Source organism: Ruegeria sp. HKCCA5491 (assembly GCF_013034565.1).
Taxonomy (GTDB): Bacteria; Pseudomonadota; Alphaproteobacteria; order Rhodobacterales; family Rhodobacteraceae; genus Ruegeria.
In genome coordinates this window covers 1-19,074 of record NZ_WQGG01000001.1, presented here as the reverse complement: position 1 = coordinate 19,074, position 19,074 = coordinate 1, and the positions used below count along the sequence as shown (strand labels likewise).

General features: G+C 52.8%; 19 protein-coding genes. 11 read left to right on the top strand and 8 right to left on the bottom strand.

The window, feature by feature from the left end; genetic code table 11:
• Positions 1 to 107: 107 nt before the first annotated feature.
• From GOV88_RS20675 to GOV88_RS00085, 3 genes are all read right to left on the bottom strand, one after another.
• Positions 108 to 1,418, bottom strand: a complete 1,311-nt coding sequence (locus tag GOV88_RS20675; protein WP_171239170.1) for an adenylate/guanylate cyclase domain-containing protein — start codon at positions 1,416 to 1,418, stop codon at positions 108 to 110.
• Positions 1,419 to 1,556: 138 nt separating this feature from the next.
• On the bottom strand, positions 1,557 to 2,633 hold the full coding sequence (gene rsgA, locus GOV88_RS00090; RefSeq protein ID WP_171239169.1) for a ribosome small subunit-dependent GTPase A: 1,077 nt from the start codon (positions 2,631 to 2,633) through the stop codon (positions 1,557 to 1,559).
• 4 nt (positions 2,634 to 2,637) lie between these two features.
• Positions 2,638 to 3,108: a hypothetical protein gene (locus GOV88_RS00085; protein WP_171239168.1), complete on the bottom strand. Its 471-nt coding sequence runs from the start codon at positions 3,106 to 3,108 to the stop codon at positions 2,638 to 2,640.
• Positions 3,109 to 3,212: 104 nt separating this feature from the next.
• Here GOV88_RS00085 and GOV88_RS00080 point away from each other — a divergent pair, with 104 nt between their 5' ends.
• From GOV88_RS00080 to GOV88_RS00070, 3 genes are all read left to right on the top strand, one after another.
• A complete protein-coding gene (locus GOV88_RS00080) occupies positions 3,213 to 3,452 on the top strand; it encodes a hypothetical protein (protein WP_171124839.1) in 240 nt (79 codons plus the stop codon).
• A gap of 506 nt (positions 3,453 to 3,958) precedes the next feature.
• Positions 3,959 to 6,565: a response regulator gene (locus GOV88_RS00075; RefSeq protein WP_171239167.1), complete on the top strand. Its 2,607-nt coding sequence runs from the start codon at positions 3,959 to 3,961 to the stop codon at positions 6,563 to 6,565.
• Positions 6,562 to 8,163, top strand: coding sequence for an adenylate/guanylate cyclase domain-containing protein (locus tag GOV88_RS00070; protein WP_217354417.1), 1,602 nt, complete (start codon positions 6,562 to 6,564; stop codon positions 8,161 to 8,163). The genes GOV88_RS00075 and GOV88_RS00070 overlap by 4 nt, the downstream gene beginning before the upstream one ends.
• 11 nt (positions 8,164 to 8,174) lie before the next feature.
• On the opposite strand, the gene GOV88_RS00065 is transcribed toward GOV88_RS00070, so the two are convergent.
• The 4 genes from GOV88_RS00065 to GOV88_RS00050 all read right to left on the bottom strand — a co-directional run bounded on the left by GOV88_RS00065 (position 8,175) and on the right by GOV88_RS00050 (position 11,081).
• A complete protein-coding gene (locus tag GOV88_RS00065) occupies positions 8,175 to 8,543 on the bottom strand; it encodes a response regulator (RefSeq protein ID WP_171239166.1) in 369 nt (122 codons plus the stop codon).
• Between the two features lie 658 nt (positions 8,544 to 9,201).
• On the bottom strand, positions 9,202 to 9,738 hold the full coding sequence (locus tag GOV88_RS00060) for a hypothetical protein (protein WP_171239165.1): 537 nt from the start codon (positions 9,736 to 9,738) through the stop codon (positions 9,202 to 9,204).
• Positions 9,722 to 10,492 (bottom strand): hypothetical protein, encoded by a 771-nt coding sequence (locus GOV88_RS00055; RefSeq protein ID WP_171239164.1) that lies wholly within the window; start codon positions 10,490 to 10,492, stop codon positions 9,722 to 9,724. Before GOV88_RS00055 ends, GOV88_RS00060 begins: the two co-directional genes overlap by 17 nt.
• 73 nt (positions 10,493 to 10,565) lie before the next feature.
• Positions 10,566 to 11,081 (bottom strand): DUF805 domain-containing protein, encoded by a 516-nt coding sequence (locus GOV88_RS00050; RefSeq protein WP_170357387.1) that lies wholly within the window; start codon positions 11,079 to 11,081, stop codon positions 10,566 to 10,568.
• Positions 11,082 to 11,641: 560 nt separating this feature from the next.
• Between GOV88_RS00050 and GOV88_RS00045 the strand changes: the two genes are divergently transcribed.
• The 7 genes from GOV88_RS00045 (at position 11,642) to GOV88_RS00015 (ending at position 16,998) form a co-directional block, all read left to right on the top strand.
• Positions 11,642 to 11,941: a hypothetical protein gene (locus GOV88_RS00045; RefSeq protein WP_113790467.1), complete on the top strand. Its 300-nt coding sequence runs from the start codon at positions 11,642 to 11,644 to the stop codon at positions 11,939 to 11,941.
• A gap of 243 nt (positions 11,942 to 12,184) precedes the next feature.
• Positions 12,185 to 12,604 carry a hypothetical protein gene (locus GOV88_RS00040; RefSeq protein ID WP_171239163.1) on the top strand — a complete coding sequence of 140 codons (420 nt, stop codon included), beginning with the start codon at positions 12,185 to 12,187 and terminating at the stop codon, positions 12,602 to 12,604.
• A gap of 55 nt (positions 12,605 to 12,659) precedes the next feature.
• Positions 12,660 to 13,274, top strand: coding sequence for a hypothetical protein (locus GOV88_RS00035; protein WP_171239162.1), 615 nt, complete (start codon positions 12,660 to 12,662; stop codon positions 13,272 to 13,274).
• Between the two features lie 401 nt (positions 13,275 to 13,675).
• Positions 13,676 to 13,849: a hypothetical protein gene (locus GOV88_RS00030; protein WP_157054209.1), complete on the top strand. Its 174-nt coding sequence runs from the start codon at positions 13,676 to 13,678 to the stop codon at positions 13,847 to 13,849.
• A gap of 120 nt (positions 13,850 to 13,969) precedes the next feature.
• Positions 13,970 to 14,614: a hypothetical protein gene (locus GOV88_RS00025; protein WP_171239161.1), complete on the top strand. Its 645-nt coding sequence runs from the start codon at positions 13,970 to 13,972 to the stop codon at positions 14,612 to 14,614.
• Between the two features lie 19 nt (positions 14,615 to 14,633).
• Positions 14,634 to 16,067, top strand: a complete 1,434-nt coding sequence (locus tag GOV88_RS00020) for a hypothetical protein (RefSeq protein WP_171239160.1) — start codon at positions 14,634 to 14,636, stop codon at positions 16,065 to 16,067.
• Positions 16,057 to 16,998, top strand: coding sequence for a metallophosphoesterase (locus GOV88_RS00015; protein ID WP_171239159.1), 942 nt, complete (start codon positions 16,057 to 16,059; stop codon positions 16,996 to 16,998). The genes GOV88_RS00020 and GOV88_RS00015 overlap by 11 nt, the downstream gene beginning before the upstream one ends.
• On the opposite strand, the gene GOV88_RS00010 is transcribed toward GOV88_RS00015, so the two are convergent.
• Positions 16,999 to 17,757, bottom strand: a complete 759-nt coding sequence (locus GOV88_RS00010; protein WP_171239158.1) for a hypothetical protein — start codon at positions 17,755 to 17,757, stop codon at positions 16,999 to 17,001.
• Positions 17,758 to 17,939: 182 nt separating this feature from the next.
• Between GOV88_RS00010 and GOV88_RS00005 the strand changes: the two genes are divergently transcribed.
• Positions 17,940 to 18,872 (top strand): SdiA-regulated domain-containing protein, encoded by a 933-nt coding sequence (locus tag GOV88_RS00005; RefSeq protein ID WP_171239157.1) that lies wholly within the window; start codon positions 17,940 to 17,942, stop codon positions 18,870 to 18,872.
• Positions 18,873 to 19,074 lie beyond the last annotated feature (202 nt).

Sequence of the window (19,074 nt, the reverse complement as noted above, 5' to 3'; positions counted from 1 at the left end):
TGGGCCGTTTTCATACATCCCAACAAGCTGACTTATCGGCAGCTTTGTCCGCAGAGCGGACATTAATGTCTTAGTGTTCGTGCTCCGTATGGTGGGGAACTCGTACTTCAGTCCAAGTGTTTGAAAGCAAAAATCTCTACGGCTTCTTCAAACCCACGCATGGTTTGCGACCCAAGTGCAAGAGGCGTTTCGGATACAAGCTTTTCAAAATCACTCGTTGCCAGCAAAGGCGCATCAAGCGACCGAGTTAAGTTTTCCAATCTGCTGACCAAAGCAACTGACGTACCTGTCACCGTGAAGTCCAATCGTTTTTCGGTTCCCACGTTGCCATAGATCGCTGAACCCATGTGTAGGCCAATTCCAAAATCGGTTTGGTAATCAGGCGCAATTTCTGCGCGCCTTTGAAACGCTTCTCGAGCAGCTGACAGGGCTGCCTCGCACATGTCTTCCGGCAAACGTCGGTGATCGTCAAACGGGAAAATCGCCAGCAAGCCATCACCTACAAATTTCAACACTTCTCCGCCGTGGTCGTGAACCGCTCCGGCAACGCATTCAAAGTAACGGTTAACGACAGCAACATAGTCTTCCGGCGACAGGCGTTGGCTCAGAGCCGTTGACCCGTGCATGTCGCTGAATAGAAGGACACAATCGATTTCCTGAACATCGCCACGTGATATCTGACCGTTCAAGACTGATTGACCGGAAATCCTGCCCAGATAAGCTTCCATTAATTCTGCTGCCAAAAACTGCTCTGTATAAACACGAACCGTGCCAAAAAGCGGTATGGACAGACGCGCAAGACCATCGATTTCTCGTTGCGTAAATCCAGAGCGCCTCTTTGTTGCAAAGGATACAGAAGCACCAAGCACCCACTCCGATCCATTATCGAACGATACGGTGCGTGTGCCAAACGGAACGGACAATACGAGGTAGTCGGTGAAACCTGATGAAGCCAGTTTTTGGTATATCGGGTATTTATCCCGGATTGATTGGTTCGTCAGGTTGGCACGCAAAAGCGGCACCATTTCCAATTCGCCTACAAGGCCATCGGCAAGGTCCCAGATTTCTCGGTGAAAAAACCTGCTGGCCACTTGATCTGACAGTTTAGTGTTTTCGCCAAAGGGTGCACTGTCAAAAAGCTCATCCGTGATGGAACTGCGAGGCATGACAGTCCATTCAATACGATCCGTTGATATATCCCAAGTGGCATCGACCAAGCCAATGACGGGATGCATCATGAGGCGACCCAGAGAGACCCGGGCAACTGGCACGCCGCCGTCGATCAGCCTGTGGCTCAGATGCTCGACCAGACCACCTACCTCGCCTTCGAAGAAGGCTAATTTCTGCAACCAATCTGAAATTCGGTCGAAAACATCCGGCATAATGCTCTCCTCAAAAAGCACTTTGGAGCAGCCCACCGCCTATGTCATTTTTTTTGAAGCAAAACGTACGCTTTAGAGGGGCGAAACAATTGTCCACTTTGTCCGCTTGGCTAACACTTGTCGCGATTGAGCGAATGACGGCTCATAAGCGGCGCAGACTGGAAGGGCTGCGTCCTATCGCTCTCGATCCGATTTCGCCTTCATTGCACTGCGGACGAGCCTACCGAAAGCTCGATCTTTTTCCCGGCGTTCGGCCAGGCTGGCGGAGTTGAAGGCGTCCTCGGCCTGTAGCTTGCGCCAACGAGCGAGGCGCGCAGGGTCGAGGCTGCCGTCCTCCATGGCAGACAAGACGGCGCAGCCGGGCTCTGTTTCGTGCTGGCAGTCAGTGAAGCGGCAGCGCGCTGCCAGCGCTTCGATATCCTCAAAGACGTCGGCGATGCCTGTGGCCGCATCGGTCAGCTGTAGTTCACGCATGCCCGGCGTGTCGAGGACGAGGCAACCACTTGGGGTCACATGTAATTCCCGCGTGGTCGTGGTGTGCCGGCCTTTGGCATCATCTTCTCGGATACCTTGGGTAGCGATGGCCCGAGTGCCAAGGAGTGCATTCGTCAGAGTGGACTTGCCGACGCCTGAAGAGCCAAGGAACGCGACTGTGCGGCCCGGTTTGCACCAGTCGGCCAGCGCCTTTTCCGGCTCTTTACCACGAGCGTCAAGCGCCACCACAGGTACTCGGTTCGACACTTTTTGTGCCTCTTCGATATAGTGCGTGGTGTAATCGGTAAGATCCGCCTTGGTCAGCACGATCACAGGCTCGATCCCAGCCTCGAAGGCGACCGCCACAAAGCGTTCCAGTCGCGCCACATTCAAATCCAGATTGCAAGAAGTGACGACGAAAACCGTGTCAATGTTTGCCGCGATCAGCTGTACCTCACGACTGGTTCCTGGCGCCCGGCGCTTAATAAGGCTCTTGCGCTCCAGCACACGGCTCGACCGGGGACGCGCGCGATCGAGTAGCAGCCAGTCGCCGACAGTAGCCTCCGGTCCTGGTGGACTCGTCTCGTTGATGCCGTCGCCCGCCACCTGCAACCCGCTGCGGTGCACGGCGACAACGCGCACCGGAGGCGTCTCGGTCAATTCTCCGGCGTCGATCTGGCTGGCGAAGGCCGGGCCCCAGCCCAGGCGTTCCAACACCGTGGGCTCGCGGCGTGCGGGCACTGCACCCGGCAAGAAGGCGGAGTAATCACGTACCATCGATCTAACAGGGCGTGTCGTGGCCGCAGGCGACCAGTCGCTGCCCGATTCCCTCGCCCTGGCGTTCTGAAGCGACGGCCAAGGGGGCAATCATGAAAAATGCGCGCGGGTCGCGTGCGTTGTTGCGGCAGGTAAAGAAGATGCCGCCGAGGAGCGCGTCGCCGTGGCGCGGGAGTGCGCGCCAGTCTGCAAACGCCTTCTCCACCGCGAGGATATAGGCGCTACTCTCAGACCAGACCATGTCCCATAAGTGCTCGTTGGCCGAATTATAGACCATATCGACGTTCTGTGCCTCTTTTCGGTCGGCGAACCCAAATACGAAGATCCGCGACCTGAGCTGCTCCAAAGCGACTTCGGCTGTGTCTGTGTCGGTTATCCGTGTCTGCGTCACTTCGACCAACGTCATCGTCGCCATGCTAGGGTCACGTACGATTTCGAGGATTGTCTCAGGCTCACTCAGCGCCAAAGTAAGCACCGGCGTCTCGCCTCGGCCGTTCCCGGGCCCCACCAGTTGGGGCCCGCGAGAATCTCCAGGAAGCCAGCCATATTCGTGTTGGGCGCGACGCGTTCGACCTCTTAGTGCCAGTCTTTGAGGTTCGACTGTCCGAGCAGAGCTTCCAGAAGGTCGCGCGATTTGTGCTTCTCGGCAATTTCCGCGTCCATCACTGTGAATCACTGACGTGGCATATCGCGGTCGAGCTTGCCATCGAGACAAGCCCGACACTCCTGCTAGGTCAGCCTGCGTGGATGAAACTGCTGCATAGGCCGCAACCGCTGGTGGTCGACGTCCGAATAAACGCGACAACCGTTCGCCCTTAAGTAGCCCGGGCTTCTCGTAATTCGGTAGCGTGGTGCGCGACAGGCCCACGCTCTCCGCCGGTTCCGAAATCCGCACTGCCAATCACCTTTTCCGCTCAAACCGTTTCTCGATCGTAATGATTATCCTAAAGTGAGAAGCTACAGACAGGTCAAGCTCCTAATACGATTTAAGTCAGCTTTGTCCACAGAGCTGTCATTCCGCGCAACTCTCTCTCATGTCTGCTTCGCGGACAAAACTGCCGATAAGTCAGTTTGTTGGGATGTGTGATGAAGGCCCAGAGCCGACTTTGAGCAGATTGATTGATATCTGCTATCGTACCCGCATTCCGGACATTGGCCACAGCTGCACCATTGGCCTCACGGGGTCCGGCAGAACAGCGGCTCTGTCAACATCAATCCCGAGGCACTCACACGGGCCGAAACAGCCTTGTTTTGAAACCGCATTTCAATTCAACTGAAAACAGTAGCTTACCGACGTGTCGGTCTCACCAGATGGAGAGCGCGAAATGAACCAATCCGACGATCACCATGTGTCGAAACCGGTTGGAACGAGGCAGGCGCTGGACCGGATCGTCGATGCAATAAACACAATACCGGAAGGCTTTGCCCTCTACGATTCCGATGATCGTTTGGTTCTGGCGAACGAGACGTATCGCAAGATGCTGTATCCAGGGCACGAAGATCTGGTGAAACCGGGGATGACATTCGAACAGGTCGTTCGCAAAGCACTGTCGCTCAACGTGATCGCAGATGCAGTCGGACGTGAAGAAGAATGGTTGGCGCAGCGACTAATACGCCACGACAATCCGGAAGGCACCCAGATGCAAAGCCGGACAGCCGGGGGCTGGATCAAGATCAGTGAGCGGAAGACCAGTGATAACGGAACCGTTGCGATCTACAGCGATGTGACCGAATTGAAGAAGGTCGAAGCTCGCAATGCCGAGCTTGCTCAGATCCCCCAGGAAAACCCCAATCCGGTTATGTGCATCAGTAGCGACGGAAAGCTGCTCTTTGCGAATAAAGCCAGCGACCCGATGTTGAAAGCGTTGAACATGAAAGTCGGTGCAGCCGTTACAGAAGAATGGCTAGCGCGCGTCGTAAGAGGGCTTGAAGAGAACGAAAGGCAGGATTTTGAATGTCATGCTGGCGGTATGGTCTATTCGTTACTGCTCTGGCCGGTGCCGGATGCCAAACATGTCAACTTGTACGGGCGAGACGTTACGCAGCTGAAGCAAGCAGAAAAGCGGATGCGAGAACTGGCGCGCATTCCTGAAGAGAACCCTAACCCGGTCTTGCGCATCACTGATCAGGGCAAATTGATATACGCCAACAAGGCAAGCACTCCGCTGATTGAAGCGCTACAATTGAAGGTTGGCGACCGCGTGGGAACGGGTTGGCGCAAAAGGGTCACCAAAGGTTTGCACGAGGATCAACGGCAAGACTTCGAATACGAGGCAGGTGGTCTGATCTATGCCCTTTTACTATGGCCGGTACCGGAGGGCGGCTATGCGAATATCTACGGTCGGGACATTACCACTCAGAAGCAAGTTGAAAGCGAACTGCGCGTGGCAAAAGACAATGCTGAAGCTGCGAATAAGACCAAGAGCACATTCCTTGCCAATATGAGCCACGAACTCCGCACGCCATTAAACGCGATCATCGGGTACAGTGAGTTGATGCTTGAGGAAGCTATCGATCAGAATGAAGAGACGAATCTGAGCGATCTTCTAAAAATTCAATCTGCCGGGAAACACCTACTTGCGCTGATTAACGACATTCTGGACCTATCCAAGATCGAAGCCGGCAAGATGGAATTCAATCTGGAATCTTTCGACGTTTTTCAAATGATTAAGGACGTTGCCACAACGGTGAGGCCACTGGCCGAAAAAAACAACAATGCTCTGAAGATTGAGTGCGCCAAAAACGTCGGGGATATGGTCTGCGATCTGACCAAAGTGAGGCAAGCATTGCTCAACTTGTTGTCCAATGCCTGCAAGTTCACCGAAAACGGAACAATCACGCTGTCCGTTCTACGATCGAAGGAACAGGATCAGCTGGAATTTTCAGTCTCCGATCAGGGCATCGGCATGTCGCCTGAGCAAGTCGACAAAGTGTTCGATGCTTTTACTCAAGCGGATTCCTCCACCACCCGCAACTATGGCGGTACCGGTCTGGGTTTATCGATCACCAAGGTCTTCTGCACACAATTGAGTGGCGACATTCATTGCGCCAGCACTCTCGGTGAGGGGTCAACTTTCACAATTCGCATTCCGCGTATCTGCCGAGATCCGTCCACAGATTTGCTACGGGAAACCGGGTTTTTTGAGGACAATCCAAACAGCGATCCAAACGCGCCATTGGTTCTGTTGATCGATGATGACCCTACGGTGCACGACCTCTTGGGACGAAGACTGCGCAGGGAAGGATACCGCGTTCTTGCCTCGATCAAGGGTGACGAAGCTCTGGAACTGGCGCGCAAATCCCAGCCTGACGCCATCACACTGGATGTGTTCATGCCCGAGATCGATGGTTGGGCGGTTTTGTCCAAACTGAAAGACGATCCGGACCTGGCAAACATCCCGGTGATCATGCTGACATTCGCAGAGGACCGCACGCGAGGACTGTCTCTGGGTGCCAGCGAATATCTGGGCAAACCCATCGACACGGTCGAACTCCTGAGCGCGCTGAAAGAGCATTGTCCGACCCTGCCAGCGCCCCGGATGCTTGTCGTTGAAGACGAGGCTGCAACGCGTGAATTGATCTGTCGCGTTCTAGGCAAGGAAGGCTGGCAGATCGAACAAGCAGTCAACGGACTGGACGCCCTTCAACATCTTTCTGCATCCTTACCGGACGTCATTTTGCTAGATCTCATGATGCCTAAGATGGATGGGTTTGAATTTCTGGCGCGGATGAGGAAAAACTCGGACTGGAAAGACATACCAGTCATCGTTGTCACCGCGAAGACCCTGTCAAACGATGACCGCGCGCGACTGAGCGGCTTGGTCGAGACACTGATCAGCAAGAACGGGGATGAAATTGAAACCATTCTCAACCAGTTGAACGACATTCTGGTCAAACACCGGCCTGCCTCTGCAGGGGAAACTAAGTCGTGAATGACGGCGCTGAAAACGAAGCACAAAACACACAAGCGGTGTGGCTGGCCAATTTGCGTCAAAACCTCATTTCTCCGGTAAGTGCCATCGTCGGTTTTTGTGAGTTGCTTCAGGGCGAGTTCAGGCGACTGAATTTGGATGAAGTCAACTCGGATCTGGATCGGATTTCCCAGGCAACGGTGGAACTGAGTGCCGTGGTGGATCAGCTTCTGCACCCTGAGATGGCGAAAAAGCTGACGGTCAGCGGCGATGAAGGCGTGAAACGGCTTCGTCACGACCTTCGCACTCCGATGAACGCGATCAAAGGCTACAGCGAGATGATGCTTGAGGATCTAGAGGACCTGAACGCAGAACATCTGAGGCCGGATTTGCTTGGGCTTTTGGATCACACCGACGCCTTGCTACAACGTATCGACACGCTCTCGGGTTTGCCGGGTGATGCTCTCAAAATCTCTGAACCGCCACGCGAAACGGTCGCGATGTTTGCCAATCTGGTACAGAGCATGCAGCCCCTGCCTTCAATCGCCGATACATCCAGATCAACCGGAAACATCCTTGTCGTCGATGATGCCGAAGCCAACCGGGACTTGCTCGCCCGCCGGTTAAAGCGGGACGGGCATCGCGTCTGGACTGCCGACGGCGGCTATTCTGCTCTGGAGGAGTTGTCCCGCCAGCCGTTCGATCTGGTTCTGCTCGATCTGATGATGCCGGACATCAACGGTTTTGACGTTCTGGCACGGTTGAAAAAGGATAACGCTCTTCATGATATCCCCGTCATTATGATTTCTGCTCTTGATGAGATAGAAAGCGTCGCGCGCTGCATCGAGGCCGGTGCCGAGGATTACATGCCCAAACCCTTCAATCCGATCCTGTTGCAAGCCCGGATCAGCGCCGCGCTGGAGAAAAACCGCTGGCGAAAGCGCGAACGCCAGTATCTTGAGATGATGGAAGCGGAAAAGCAAAAGTACAAAGACCTTCTGCTCAGTATTCTGCCGCAACAAATCGTGGCGCGTCTTAATGACGGCGAGGCTACAATCGCCGACCGCCACAACGACGTCACCGTGCTCTTTTCCGATATCGTCGGCTTCACTGAGATGTCAGCCAGGCTCGCCCCGGCACAGGTGGTTTCCTATCTGAACCGGGTTTTCTCGGGGTTCGACAAAACGGCGACGGAACTTGGCGTTGAAAAGATAAAGACGATTGGCGACGCGTATATGTCTGCCGCCGGGGTGCCGGATGGTCGCGCAGATCATGCCGAAGTGATCGTCGAGATGGCGCTTCGGATGCTCGATCAGGTCGAGGCGCTGAACCTTGAAACGGACCACCCGATGCATATCAGGGTCGGCGTGCATACCGGGCCGGTGGTTGCTGGTATCATCGGATCGCACCGTTTCCTTTACGATGTCTGGGGAGACACTGTTAATTTTGCCAGCCGCCTTGAATCAACGGGTGCGCCGGGCCGGGTGCAGGTTTCTGAGGCCACCGCCAGACGGGTCGAGCATCGCTTTGACATCTCTGAACCTGTCGAAACAAGGGTGAAAGGCAAGGGTCAGATTAGAACCTACTATGTCACCCAACGCAAAACGGTGGCGGATTGAGCGGTTCTTCCTTAGGTCGTAGGCAGAAGATTCCCCATCTTGTCTAGCAAACGGCTCAACTCAACCGGTTTGGTGTCGAAGTCGTCGCAACCTGCTTCCAGCGCCTTTTCCCGATCGCTGGCCATCGCGTGCGCGGTCAGGGCCACCACTGGGATCGAGGCCGTCTCGGGCGCTGCCTTGATACGCCGTGTAGCCTCCCATCCATCAATCTCAGGCAGGCTCATATCCATCAAAATGATGTCGGGACGTTCTTCTCCGGCCATGGACACGCCTTCCAGCCCGTCCCTCGCAACGACAACATGAAACCCGTTGCGTTCCAACCGGCGCGACAGCATATCGCTGTTCATTTCATTGTCTTCCACCAACAGGACTTTAGTCAAAACTTCCCCCTTGCGCCTCCGCATACTATGAACACCAAATGGCTCAAGAAGCATCGAAACTGGTATTCGAAGGCCGTGCTCTGCTTCCGGATCGTGCAATCTTTACTGGTCGGTGCATGTTTTCATCAATTCTATACCACGCAATGAGTGTTTAGCCGACTCAGGTCGACCCGCCCCCATTTGCCAATGATGGGCACGATCCGTAGCAATTTGTTAAGTGGCGGTTCACTTTATGAACCACCGGGAAGTCAAATGACTGCTCCGCGAAAAAAGACCCTCCAATTTGCACTCACAGAGAATGTCAGCTTCCCGCCCTGAGTGACGAACGCTGCGCTCATCATCTATGTCTGCTTTGGGCTCGAAGCGGTCATTCGGCAAAACTCAATGAATGCCTGCTCTGCGGACTTTGCAGCCATCCACATTTTTATTCCAAAGGACCGCAGTCAGCCCAAAGCGGACATTCGAAACAGGACTTTGTAACTTCCGGGACCGGATATAGGTGCGCTGAAAACGCTGCATTCCCATCATTGACTTCATTGAAGAAAATCTTGAAATCCTGCCCATAACTCTGCGCGGTGTTTGTGCATAACTTTGCATGCTACAGAGAACCCATCGAACAAACAGGCTCTCAAGCTTTGATACGGTGCCCAATTCCAGTTTACTCCCAATATCCAGTAGACGAGCGCCACGTTTTAGCTACCGCGTCCCAAACACTGGCCGTGACGCAAGGCGTTGGGTTTATTCCGTCGCAATTGGATCCATGAATATCCGCAACAACAACGCGTTGACGCCCAAAATCAACAACCGTCCAGCCCTGGTTGAGCAAGGATTGAACCTCCTCTTCAATCAAGAAGTGCGACATGCATCCGCCAGTTCCGCAGTAAAGAGATGCGGCGCTCGAACACGCAAAACCCGACTCATTCAGCACCCAGTCGCGTTGTAGATCTCCGTCGAGATCGACCCTTTCAACCGCACCCCAATCTAAGTCAAACTGACCGTCGTTGAACTTCGCACATGCCTGCGCCGCCAGATCAACCTTTGCTTGCAAACCGGTTGGAAGTTGCGAAACGTCAGCCGCGACAACTGGTGAGGTCCAAACCAGGCCCGAACTAAGCAGGATCGCAGATACCAAACTTTTCAAGTAGCTTGCCAATTGGTCAGCCGGTTGGAAGGTGGCTTCAGTTGCATTGTTCATACCTGTAGTCCCCGTATTCCAGCCAGTTTGCCGAGCCTTCGTTAAAAATCAGAAATTCAGACCTGTCTTCACCAAGAAGGGCGACGACAAATCCGGCCGGTGGCTCAGAGTTTCCGAAGTAGCTGTAGGCTGTCATGGCTCTGATCGACTCGCCGTTAACCGCTACTCGCGCGTCCCACTCCCCCTCTGGATTGTCCAAAATTACGGGTTCGATCACGCGCTCTATCGCCCCGCCACCACAATAGACGATGCCTTCGGGCGCTTCGTAGGACGTCTCTTGGCTAACTTCTGAATCGCACGCAGAACGAAGGGACCGAATTGCTGCGCTGGAACCTTTCAAGTCAAAAATTCCGTAGCTAACATCTTGATCAATCATCGACAAATTAACCGACGCATTGGCCGCAAGCTGGTCCAGCACAAAACCATAGTCTTGCTGACTATTGAAACTGACCTCGACAGGAAAATTGTCGACGATCTGCAAAGCCGCGTTTTCTGCGCCAACTTGAAATGCCCCAACTTCGGTGGTGCCGTTCTTCAAAAATCGAATGGAAAGCCCCTGCTTCTCCACAATGTCCTGGCTGTCCTCATATCCTGCCGGTGCAAAGCGGATACGGTTACACTGAAGTTCCAGCGTCATGTTTCCAGATTGAATAAATGCATTGGGATTGAGCCCGGAACTAAACGACCACTCCGCTGATGCTGTAGTCGCCATAACCACCATCAGCGTCCCAGTGGAAATCGTTTTGAAGCTCATTTTTTCTCTCCATGGAGTTACGGTTCGCGCTGTCGTTCAGCAGAGATTCCAGCCAATTGCCTGGACAACCAGGTCAGGAAACAGGTTCGCCGTATTCGTTTGCGCCTTCTTCCGAAGGGCGCGTCAACCACCAGATCATCAGAATGGACAGAACCAACTGAAGAATTGAGACAACAACAATACCGGTTACGCCCAGGACGGCCGCAGGTCCTCGCAATGCGTCAGGGTTCTCGGTCCCTTGCTCCAATACAGAGAAGAACGCCACCCCACCCAGCATAACAAATAGCGTTGTAATGCTGAGCGCCATCGGCAGCAGCAAATACCAGCCAGGTCGTCCTGTATCATGTAGCCTTCGCCAACCGGCGGCCAGCATAGGTATGAGAACAGCCAGCTGGAAAACAGAGGACAGGACCCGAGATCCCTGGCCTGTTTCGGGGTTGGTCCCGAATATGATCGTATCCAGCACAGCTAAAGCGGCACTCACGAGAACCACAAACAAGAAGAACCACCAGTATTCTGAGCGTATAGCCCGACCGGAGAACTGGAAGTATTTCGAGAAACACGTCTTAACGGCTTCACCAAATCCCATCTTTCAATCCCTTCATTGTTTTTGTGCGGCCTCAAATCGCTTCGCCGCTCAGGCGAACACACTCGTAGCTCCCACTTACTTTTTTGTTTGAACGCAGAGGCCTATCGTACGAGAGCGTAGGGAAATTTACGCGCGGAAAAAATATTGATTTTCTAAAAATTAGATTCAAACATGCGAATTCGACACAACTTTATTTTACCTCCGTTGTCGTCGTTGCTGCTCGCTGTGCCGAGCCCTTTCGACTGCTGGAGTGAGTGCTAGCGGTCGGAAGGCACTTTACAATGATTGAGCGCTGGGAGGACGCGATGCTCAGACTAAACGTACTCGCTCTCTTTCCAGAGTTTGCTCTAGCATTTGCTAGCGACTTCATTCGGCCTTCACACGTTAATATCGGCCCCGATAGTCAACGAAATATCGTCCCGCCGACCAAGCCCACCGCGGCAAGTTTTGGGAAAGGTAGTCACAGGATCAAGGTATGTTCAATTGGCTGCACAGACGCGAGAGCTTCAAACAAGCGCATCCAATTTCACTAATTTCAAGGGAACCAGAGGGAGAAGAAGATGACCAACAAGATGGTGATGATTGCGGGCGCGACATGTTTCGCACTGCTTGCGGCCTGCGACGATACGAGTACATCAAGTGCGTCCGCCGAACTCACGCCGGCTCAGCAGGCGTGTTTGCGAGATGTAGCCAACACGACGAACAATTCGCAAGTCGTGGTGCTCTCATCCGCGTTTAGCGAGGCGGGAACACAGGTCACAGTCGGCGTAGGCGAGGATCGTGCTCCTTGGAATTGCATTGCTTACAGTGATGGCGCAACAGCTGGAATCGAGTTCCTGGGCGACGAAGGCGCATTGTGACCTGTCTGCTGCGTAGCTGAAATCGGCTGCGCAGCACTGGCTTGGTCTTCTGAGGCTCGACTTGGTTTGTAGAACCACCATCATCGTATTCTCGGTCCTGTACCTATTGGCGTTGGTTGCATTCTTGACGGGCACATTTGGCTGGTTGGGACAGGAACGAGACCCTTTGTCCGGAGCGTTCCTACTGCCGTTGGGACTACCTTGGATACTTGTAGCGGACTTAGTTTCGGAGTCCGCCAAGCCATGGTTCGCGGCGATTGCACCGGTGCTCAACATTTTGGCGCTGGTTTTCATTTGCAGGTGGGCTCGCAGTTTACACTAGAAATGAAAGCGGACCTCTGTCTCACCAAAAGGGAGGAAAACATGGGAAAAGTGATCTTGGGAATTGTGATCGGGCTCATCCTTGGCGTGGTTGGGGCTATGACCTTGGGTGGTGGGGCCGCGGTGGGTGTCGGTATTGCGACAGGCTTGTCCGCCGGTGTCTGCACCACATTGAAAGGAGCACAAGCCGAGAACCTTATCACCGCCGAGCAAGCGGATCAGATCCTCAATCGCGTAAATTCCGAGATGGCATCTCTGCAAGGAATTGAAACGACAGGCGAGATCGTCGGCAGCGCACAGGCATGCGATGAGTTTCTGTCAAAGTTACGAGAAGCTAAATGAGGTTCCGCTTTGTACGGAACAAAACAGTAAGGACAAGCCAGCAGGGAACCATCTGATGAAACTCGTTTTACTCAAGCTCCTCACACCCATGTTCGCAATCGCGAGCACAGCTGCTTTTGCAATGTCAGAAGCCGACGACGCTTGTATCGACCATTTGCGGCAGGTTGGTGGACCAGACGGTCAATCCGGAACGATTGAAAGCTCTCAGTTCTCGGAAGCTGGTACGCTCGTCATGCTGCGTGATGCAGGTGGAACACTTTGGCGATGCATTGCGTACAAGGATGGAAGCATTGGAGAGATGTCGGTTGTCGAGGCGATGGACGATGGCGGTGGAGCCATGGCAGGTGCCGCAGGTTCTACTGGTAGCCAGCGTGTCAAATTTGATCCTGGTTCCACTGGCGCAGAACTCGTTGGTGAACTCGCGCCCGGAGCGTCGCAGCAATATGTTCTTGGTGCGAAAAACGAACAGTTTCTTTACGTCCGCGTTGCTCCGCGAAATGGCTCCTTGGACTACGTTATTCGCAACCCCGATGGTTCTGAACTGTTGGGATTGATGTCGGCGGACAAGGAGTATCGAGGGCAGCTTTGGCAATCTGGTGATCATGTTGTGGAGGTTATCAATCGCAGCAACTCTTCCGTCGACTACAACGTAATTTTCGGAATTGAATAGGTGATCGACCAGAAGCCCTTGAACACGTTCCCAAAACAGCCAGGAAAAAACACATGAGAACCAATGTCCTAATGGTGATTGGCGCGGTATGTATTTCTGCACTGGCAGCATGCGATGAGAGTGGCGGATCAGTGGATGCAAGTGCACCAACTGTGGGCAGCTCTAGCGATCTTTCGTCATTTGAAGGGGCAAGAGCGGGCCAAGCTGAAATGGGCATCCAGAGTCTCGGATTTGAACTCATCCGAAGCGAAGGTTTGACCTCGTACTGGTTTAACAAGGATACTGGTGCATGTGCTCGGATCTCGACATCTGATGGAAGGTACTCAGATGTAGCTATGCTGCCATCAGGTAACTGCTGACACATTTTCATCAATCCCAAATCCAAGAGAAGGAGCCCAAACTTGCAATTCGACCTGGCACACGCGGCGGTCATCGTTGTCGCCTTAATCATCACTAACCTGGCATTGAAATCGGCTGGCGTGATCAACGAAGAAAACAAACACCAATGGAACTGGAAAGTTGTTCTAGCCTACTTCGTAGTCGTCGTTATCATCAATCTCGTGTGGCCAATCTAAAGTTTCACAGCGGAAAGCTATTTACCCACTTGATATGGTTGTCATGAACTAGCCTTTCCGAGAGACTATTAGGTCGCAAGAGTTTGAGCATTAAAGGTTCAAGAATAGAAAGGATTTGGCATGCGGTTCTTGGCGTCCCTCATATTCATTGGTGTTCTCGCAACCGCTGCGAATTCTGACGTGACCAGTCGAAATGGCGGTCCAAGCAACAGTCAAATGCTTTCAAAGGGTGGTGACGGAGGCATTGATGGTGTCACTTTCTTTCGCCCAGTCTTAAGCGGAGTGTTGTATCGATCCGGTTTCAAGGGCGGCGACAAGGATCGAACTGGCCTAAGTGAAGGTCAACGCGAAACTCTGTGCAGTGAAGGGTTTTCAACAGGGTTTTATGTCGACTTCGGCAAAAACACTGAATACGGTCGCACCAGCTGCGGAAACGGATCCTTTGACTATCAGAGCGCCAGATCCTCCCGACCCGATGCTGTCATGGCGTCCATACACGAGGTGATTCAAAACCCTGGAAAGGGCCCTGTTCTGGTGCACTGCATGTGGGGCGTTCATTCCTCAGGTGCTTTGTCGGCGATGGCGCTCGTTCAGTTTTGCGGTTGGACAGAAGAAAGGGCCAAGGAATATTGGAATGATGCCCGAAACGGAGCCCCTTGTTCAGGCGGGTGCGACCAGTGGATTGACTCAAAATTTTCCAACTTCAGTGTCGACCCAAAATTGAAGATCTCCAACGAGCAACAGGCAGCGATTTGCCCCAAATGATATTGGGAGGACTATCCAAATGAAGTTCAATCTTCTGGGGTCACTTGCTTTAATTGCACCCACTGTCTTGTGGGCGAACGACGATGTTCTCGGTGAAGCCACGACATTTGATAGTCCCAACGGCGTTACTGAACGCTGTATTCGGATCGAAAAAGTTCCAGCGGGCGAGTATAAGAAAAGCGATCTTGAGGAAGAAACGGCCTATTGCGAGATCGATTTCTATGCCTCCGAAATTGCTATTTGCCCAAAAACCTGGAGCACCAGCCCAGGAATGGCAGTCTACGATATTTCGGCAGGACCTTACGTAGGAAACCGTTCTGAATTCGAGAGAAACGCTTGCAAAGAGGGGAAGGCAGCAAATGATCTAGCCAAGGACAGGGTGGCAAAATTCAAGTCCACCATGAACCAAAAGGGCACCAGTGGAACATTTTCTACCTCGTCGCTGCTTTATTATCATTTTTCCAGATATTTTGATGCGACCGTCAAAGTTCCAGTCGCCGTTTGGCGTAGCATGGACGCTCAGGCGCATTTTTCCGAGGTCGCCGAGCCTGGCCTTGCGATTTCTGGTGGCTCTCATGGCGGGCGCATGAACCACGAAGGCTGGCGGGTCTTCGCAGCTGCGGATGCTGACCCGAACTCATACCAGCCAACCGACGATCTGTTCACCGCAGATCGAACGCAAATATACGGTGTGCTGCTTGATAGCCCTGGGCATCGATACGGCTCGGAAATCAACGGCACCCGTAAATCTGGTTGGGGGAAAGGTCAGAACCGCGATTTTCAGGAAACTCCTGCTTTCTTGGCTTTGCGTTCTTCGAAACCCTTGTCAGAGGCCATTGCAGAGGGCGTTAAAGAAGGTCGAAGAGACCGGATGATCAACAAGGATCTCGGTCCCGATGTCAGCGACCAACAGATGGCATTTTGGATGCAAGAACTTACCGAGATTGTTCTCCTCGATTTCATCTTTAGCCAGCAGGACCGCGTAGGAAACATAGACTTCACACCCTATTGGTATTGGGTCGAAGACGGAGACCTGAAGCATAGGAAGGCCAAGCACCATCAGCCCAACAATGGAGATGTTCCCGCCGACGCATTATTGATCCGTCGCAGCAATCTAAACGACAACGACGCTGGTGGGCGGGTAGAATATGCCAACTTCGCGAAATCTACTCAAATGCTGGAAAAAATGCGGCACTTCTCTCCAAGCACCTACCGGCGCTTGGTTGCATTGAATAATGACCTTCAATCGCAAGGCCCGGTTTATGAATGGTTGTCGCAGAGCTTTGGGTTGTCAGATAGGCAGGTTGCCCAAGTTGTGAATAACACCGCGTTGGCAACGTCCATCCTCCAGAACAATTGTTCTAGTGGTGATTTGATGTTCGACTTAGACCCTGTCGCATTCTTTTCGAGAGACGACACCGAGGTAGAGACAGTGGATTGTAATGACCCGTAGGCTTACTACGCTTTTTGCGGCGTTCATTTGGACCGCTCTGATCGCCTGCAAAGCGGCGGCATTGGAAGTTATCGTCATATCGGATCTGAATGGAAGCTACGGTTCGGTAAGGTACGATGCCCGTGTCGACAAAGCGATTGAGCGCATAATCGAGATTGATCCAGATCTGGTTATTTCGACCGGAGATATGGTTGCGGGACAGCGCATTCCCAACTTGTCCGATAAACAGGTCAGGGATATGTGGAAGGCGTTTCACGAGGCCGTATCAGATCCTTTAGAGGTTGCCGGCATTCCATTTGCGGTCACGCCAGGAAACCATGATGCCTCTGCGTACCGTGGGTTTGAGCGTGAAAGAAAAATATACGCCGAGGAATGGACTCCGAGAAAACCAGACGTCGATTTCCTAGTTTCAAATGACTACCCGTTCTTCTACGCATTTGAGATGCAGGGCATTACGTTTGCGTCTCTGGATGCAACAACCCTAGGAGCCCTGTCCGGTGACCAGCAGGACCGCCTACAGGAACTGGGTGCAGACGGAGACCCGATTGTCACTTTCAGTCACCTCCCACTTTGGCCGTTCGCGATCCAGCGCGAACGCGAAATCATCGGTGACCCAACACTTGAAAAAATCTATTTGGAAAGCGGTGTCGTTCTGCATCTGTCAGGCCACCATCATGCCTTCTATCCCGGTTGGAAAGACGGGGTAGTTTACGTCTCTCAAGCTTGTTTGGGGGGTGGCCCGCGGCGGCTTATTGGCTCAAAAGCCAGATCACCTCACAGCTTCACTCATGTTACGTTCCAGCCAAACGGAGAGTTTGGGATAGCAGTATATCGAGGGCCTGATTTCGAAAGTTCGGTAAACTTCAAGTCGCTCCCGAAAGAGATCAGATCCCCGAACGCGGTGTTGAAACGTTTAGACCTTGTTAAATGACTAGAGGTTGAGTTTCAGTTCAACTTTTTCAGGAACCAGATCGTTTATCATCTCTTCTATCCGAGCTTCTGAAAGTCCACCCGAGGTGATGAACAGCAATGAAACGCGAGATTTTCCGGGGACGTGGTGTTTTCTGACCAGCTTCCATCCAGCGTTTGCGGCCATAGTTTCAATGGCGCCGCTGACATTCAACGAGTGCTCTTCGTCTGAGGCCTTGAGGGAAATCTCTACACCCTTGTTTCTTCCACCAAGCCAAATGAAACACCAACATACAACCGCCACCAGTGTGGCCATCAGCGGCAAGCCCAGACCGACCGCAAGACCAAGAACGGTCACGATTATCATTTCGACAGTGTCCACCGGATCATCGAGATTGGAGCGGAACCTGAGCAACGCGCCGATGCCAAAGATAACGAAACCGATCATTGAACCGTGCTGAACTACCAGAAACCCAACCGCCATGCCGACAAGCGCATAAAGGAAGAACAGTCGCGGCATGACGATATCGCTGACACTTCTACGGGCTTTACGTCTCACCGGATGATAGACGATCAAGCCAGCCAGAACGATCGTAACGATCACATCGAGAGTAAAGAAATACAGTTCCTGTTTGCCACGAAACTGCGTCCACCGGCGTTCGATAACGATTTCCGACCCCGAAGCCCCGGCCAGCATCGTCGCAGGGTCGACTTGTGACACCGCAGCACCTGGCAACAGCAGCATCAACAACACGGTCACAAATGTGAGGGTCGTATTCAACTTGTCTTCCTTCCTGCTCACGCCAAAGGCTTACGCTTCACAAAAGGCACATCGTGCCCTATTCAATTCAATCGCAACAGGCGGGATCAGGTAAAGAGATTTCAGTGCATTCCTCGGACATCGTATCCGGATTGTGATACGAACGCTGATACAGGGATATGGTCCAAGCGCGAGAGAATCCAATGACAGAAAACAGAGTGTTTTCGTCAAAAGCTGAAATTTCACGGTGTTTCTGCAAACTTAGACGACTCGCTTTTGCGGCCAGCTTGGTTGCGGCAGCCTTCTTGCCTTGGACCGATTTTGCCTACGCCGAAAGTGCTGGTTTGGTTCTGGTCGATAAATTCAAGGTGGCAGACAATTCAGAGGGATTTTCAGAGCCTTCCGGTTTGGCAATGTCTAACGCTGAAGGTTTCTTGTGGTCTGTAAGTGACGCCGAACCTAAACTGCACCTACTCGGAGCCGACGGAGTATTAGGAAACTCTTTCAGGTTGCCAGCATTGGCAGGATCAGATTTGGAGGGTGTTGCACCTCGAAAGGATGGGTCTGTTTTGGTGCTTCAAGAAACTGACCGATCAATCCTAGTCGTTCACCCAACTGACCCCATTCAACTGACGACAATACCTCTCGCATCTCTTAAAGGTTACCCGACCGCCGCTGAATTACTCGTCGGCAATCCTTTGAACAAGGGACCTGAGGGCATCACCGTCGATCCGGACACCGGGCGAGTTTTCGTGGTTATCGAAGGACAGCCCCGGCTGTTGTTGGTATTGTCCTCAGAGCTAACTGAGATTGATGAAATCATCCCTTTGGATCGCGAATCTGGTTTTATGTCTGATCGCGTAAAGGACGATGAACTGGATGTAAGCGGTTTGGCTTGGTCAGCGACCTCAGGTCTACTTTGGATTCTGAGTGATAAAGGGCGTCAAATCTTCGTCTACAATCCAGAGTCCAAGTCCGCAAAGACTATCAGCTTGACGTTCATAGAAGATGGTAAACAAAAGGAAGTTAAACATCCCGAAGGGATCGCTCTCGATGAGACTAGGGGGCTTCTCTATATCCTGACAGACGATACCAAAAAATCGCGGCTCTATGTTTTTGAGCAACCGGAGTTGTGAGAACGGTCCCACTAGTTCTCTACTCTACGTGGTTGAAAAGCGGGGTTGTGTAAATGAGTGCCGCCTTATGTGCAACGCAGCACCTGGTAACTTTGGGCTCAAGGCGGTCATACGCTGCACTGCTAACGAACGTCGAGTACTCTGATGAAACCTGTCTTTAGCTCCCTGATAGATTCAGTTGGTCGACACGGTGTCGGTGCCT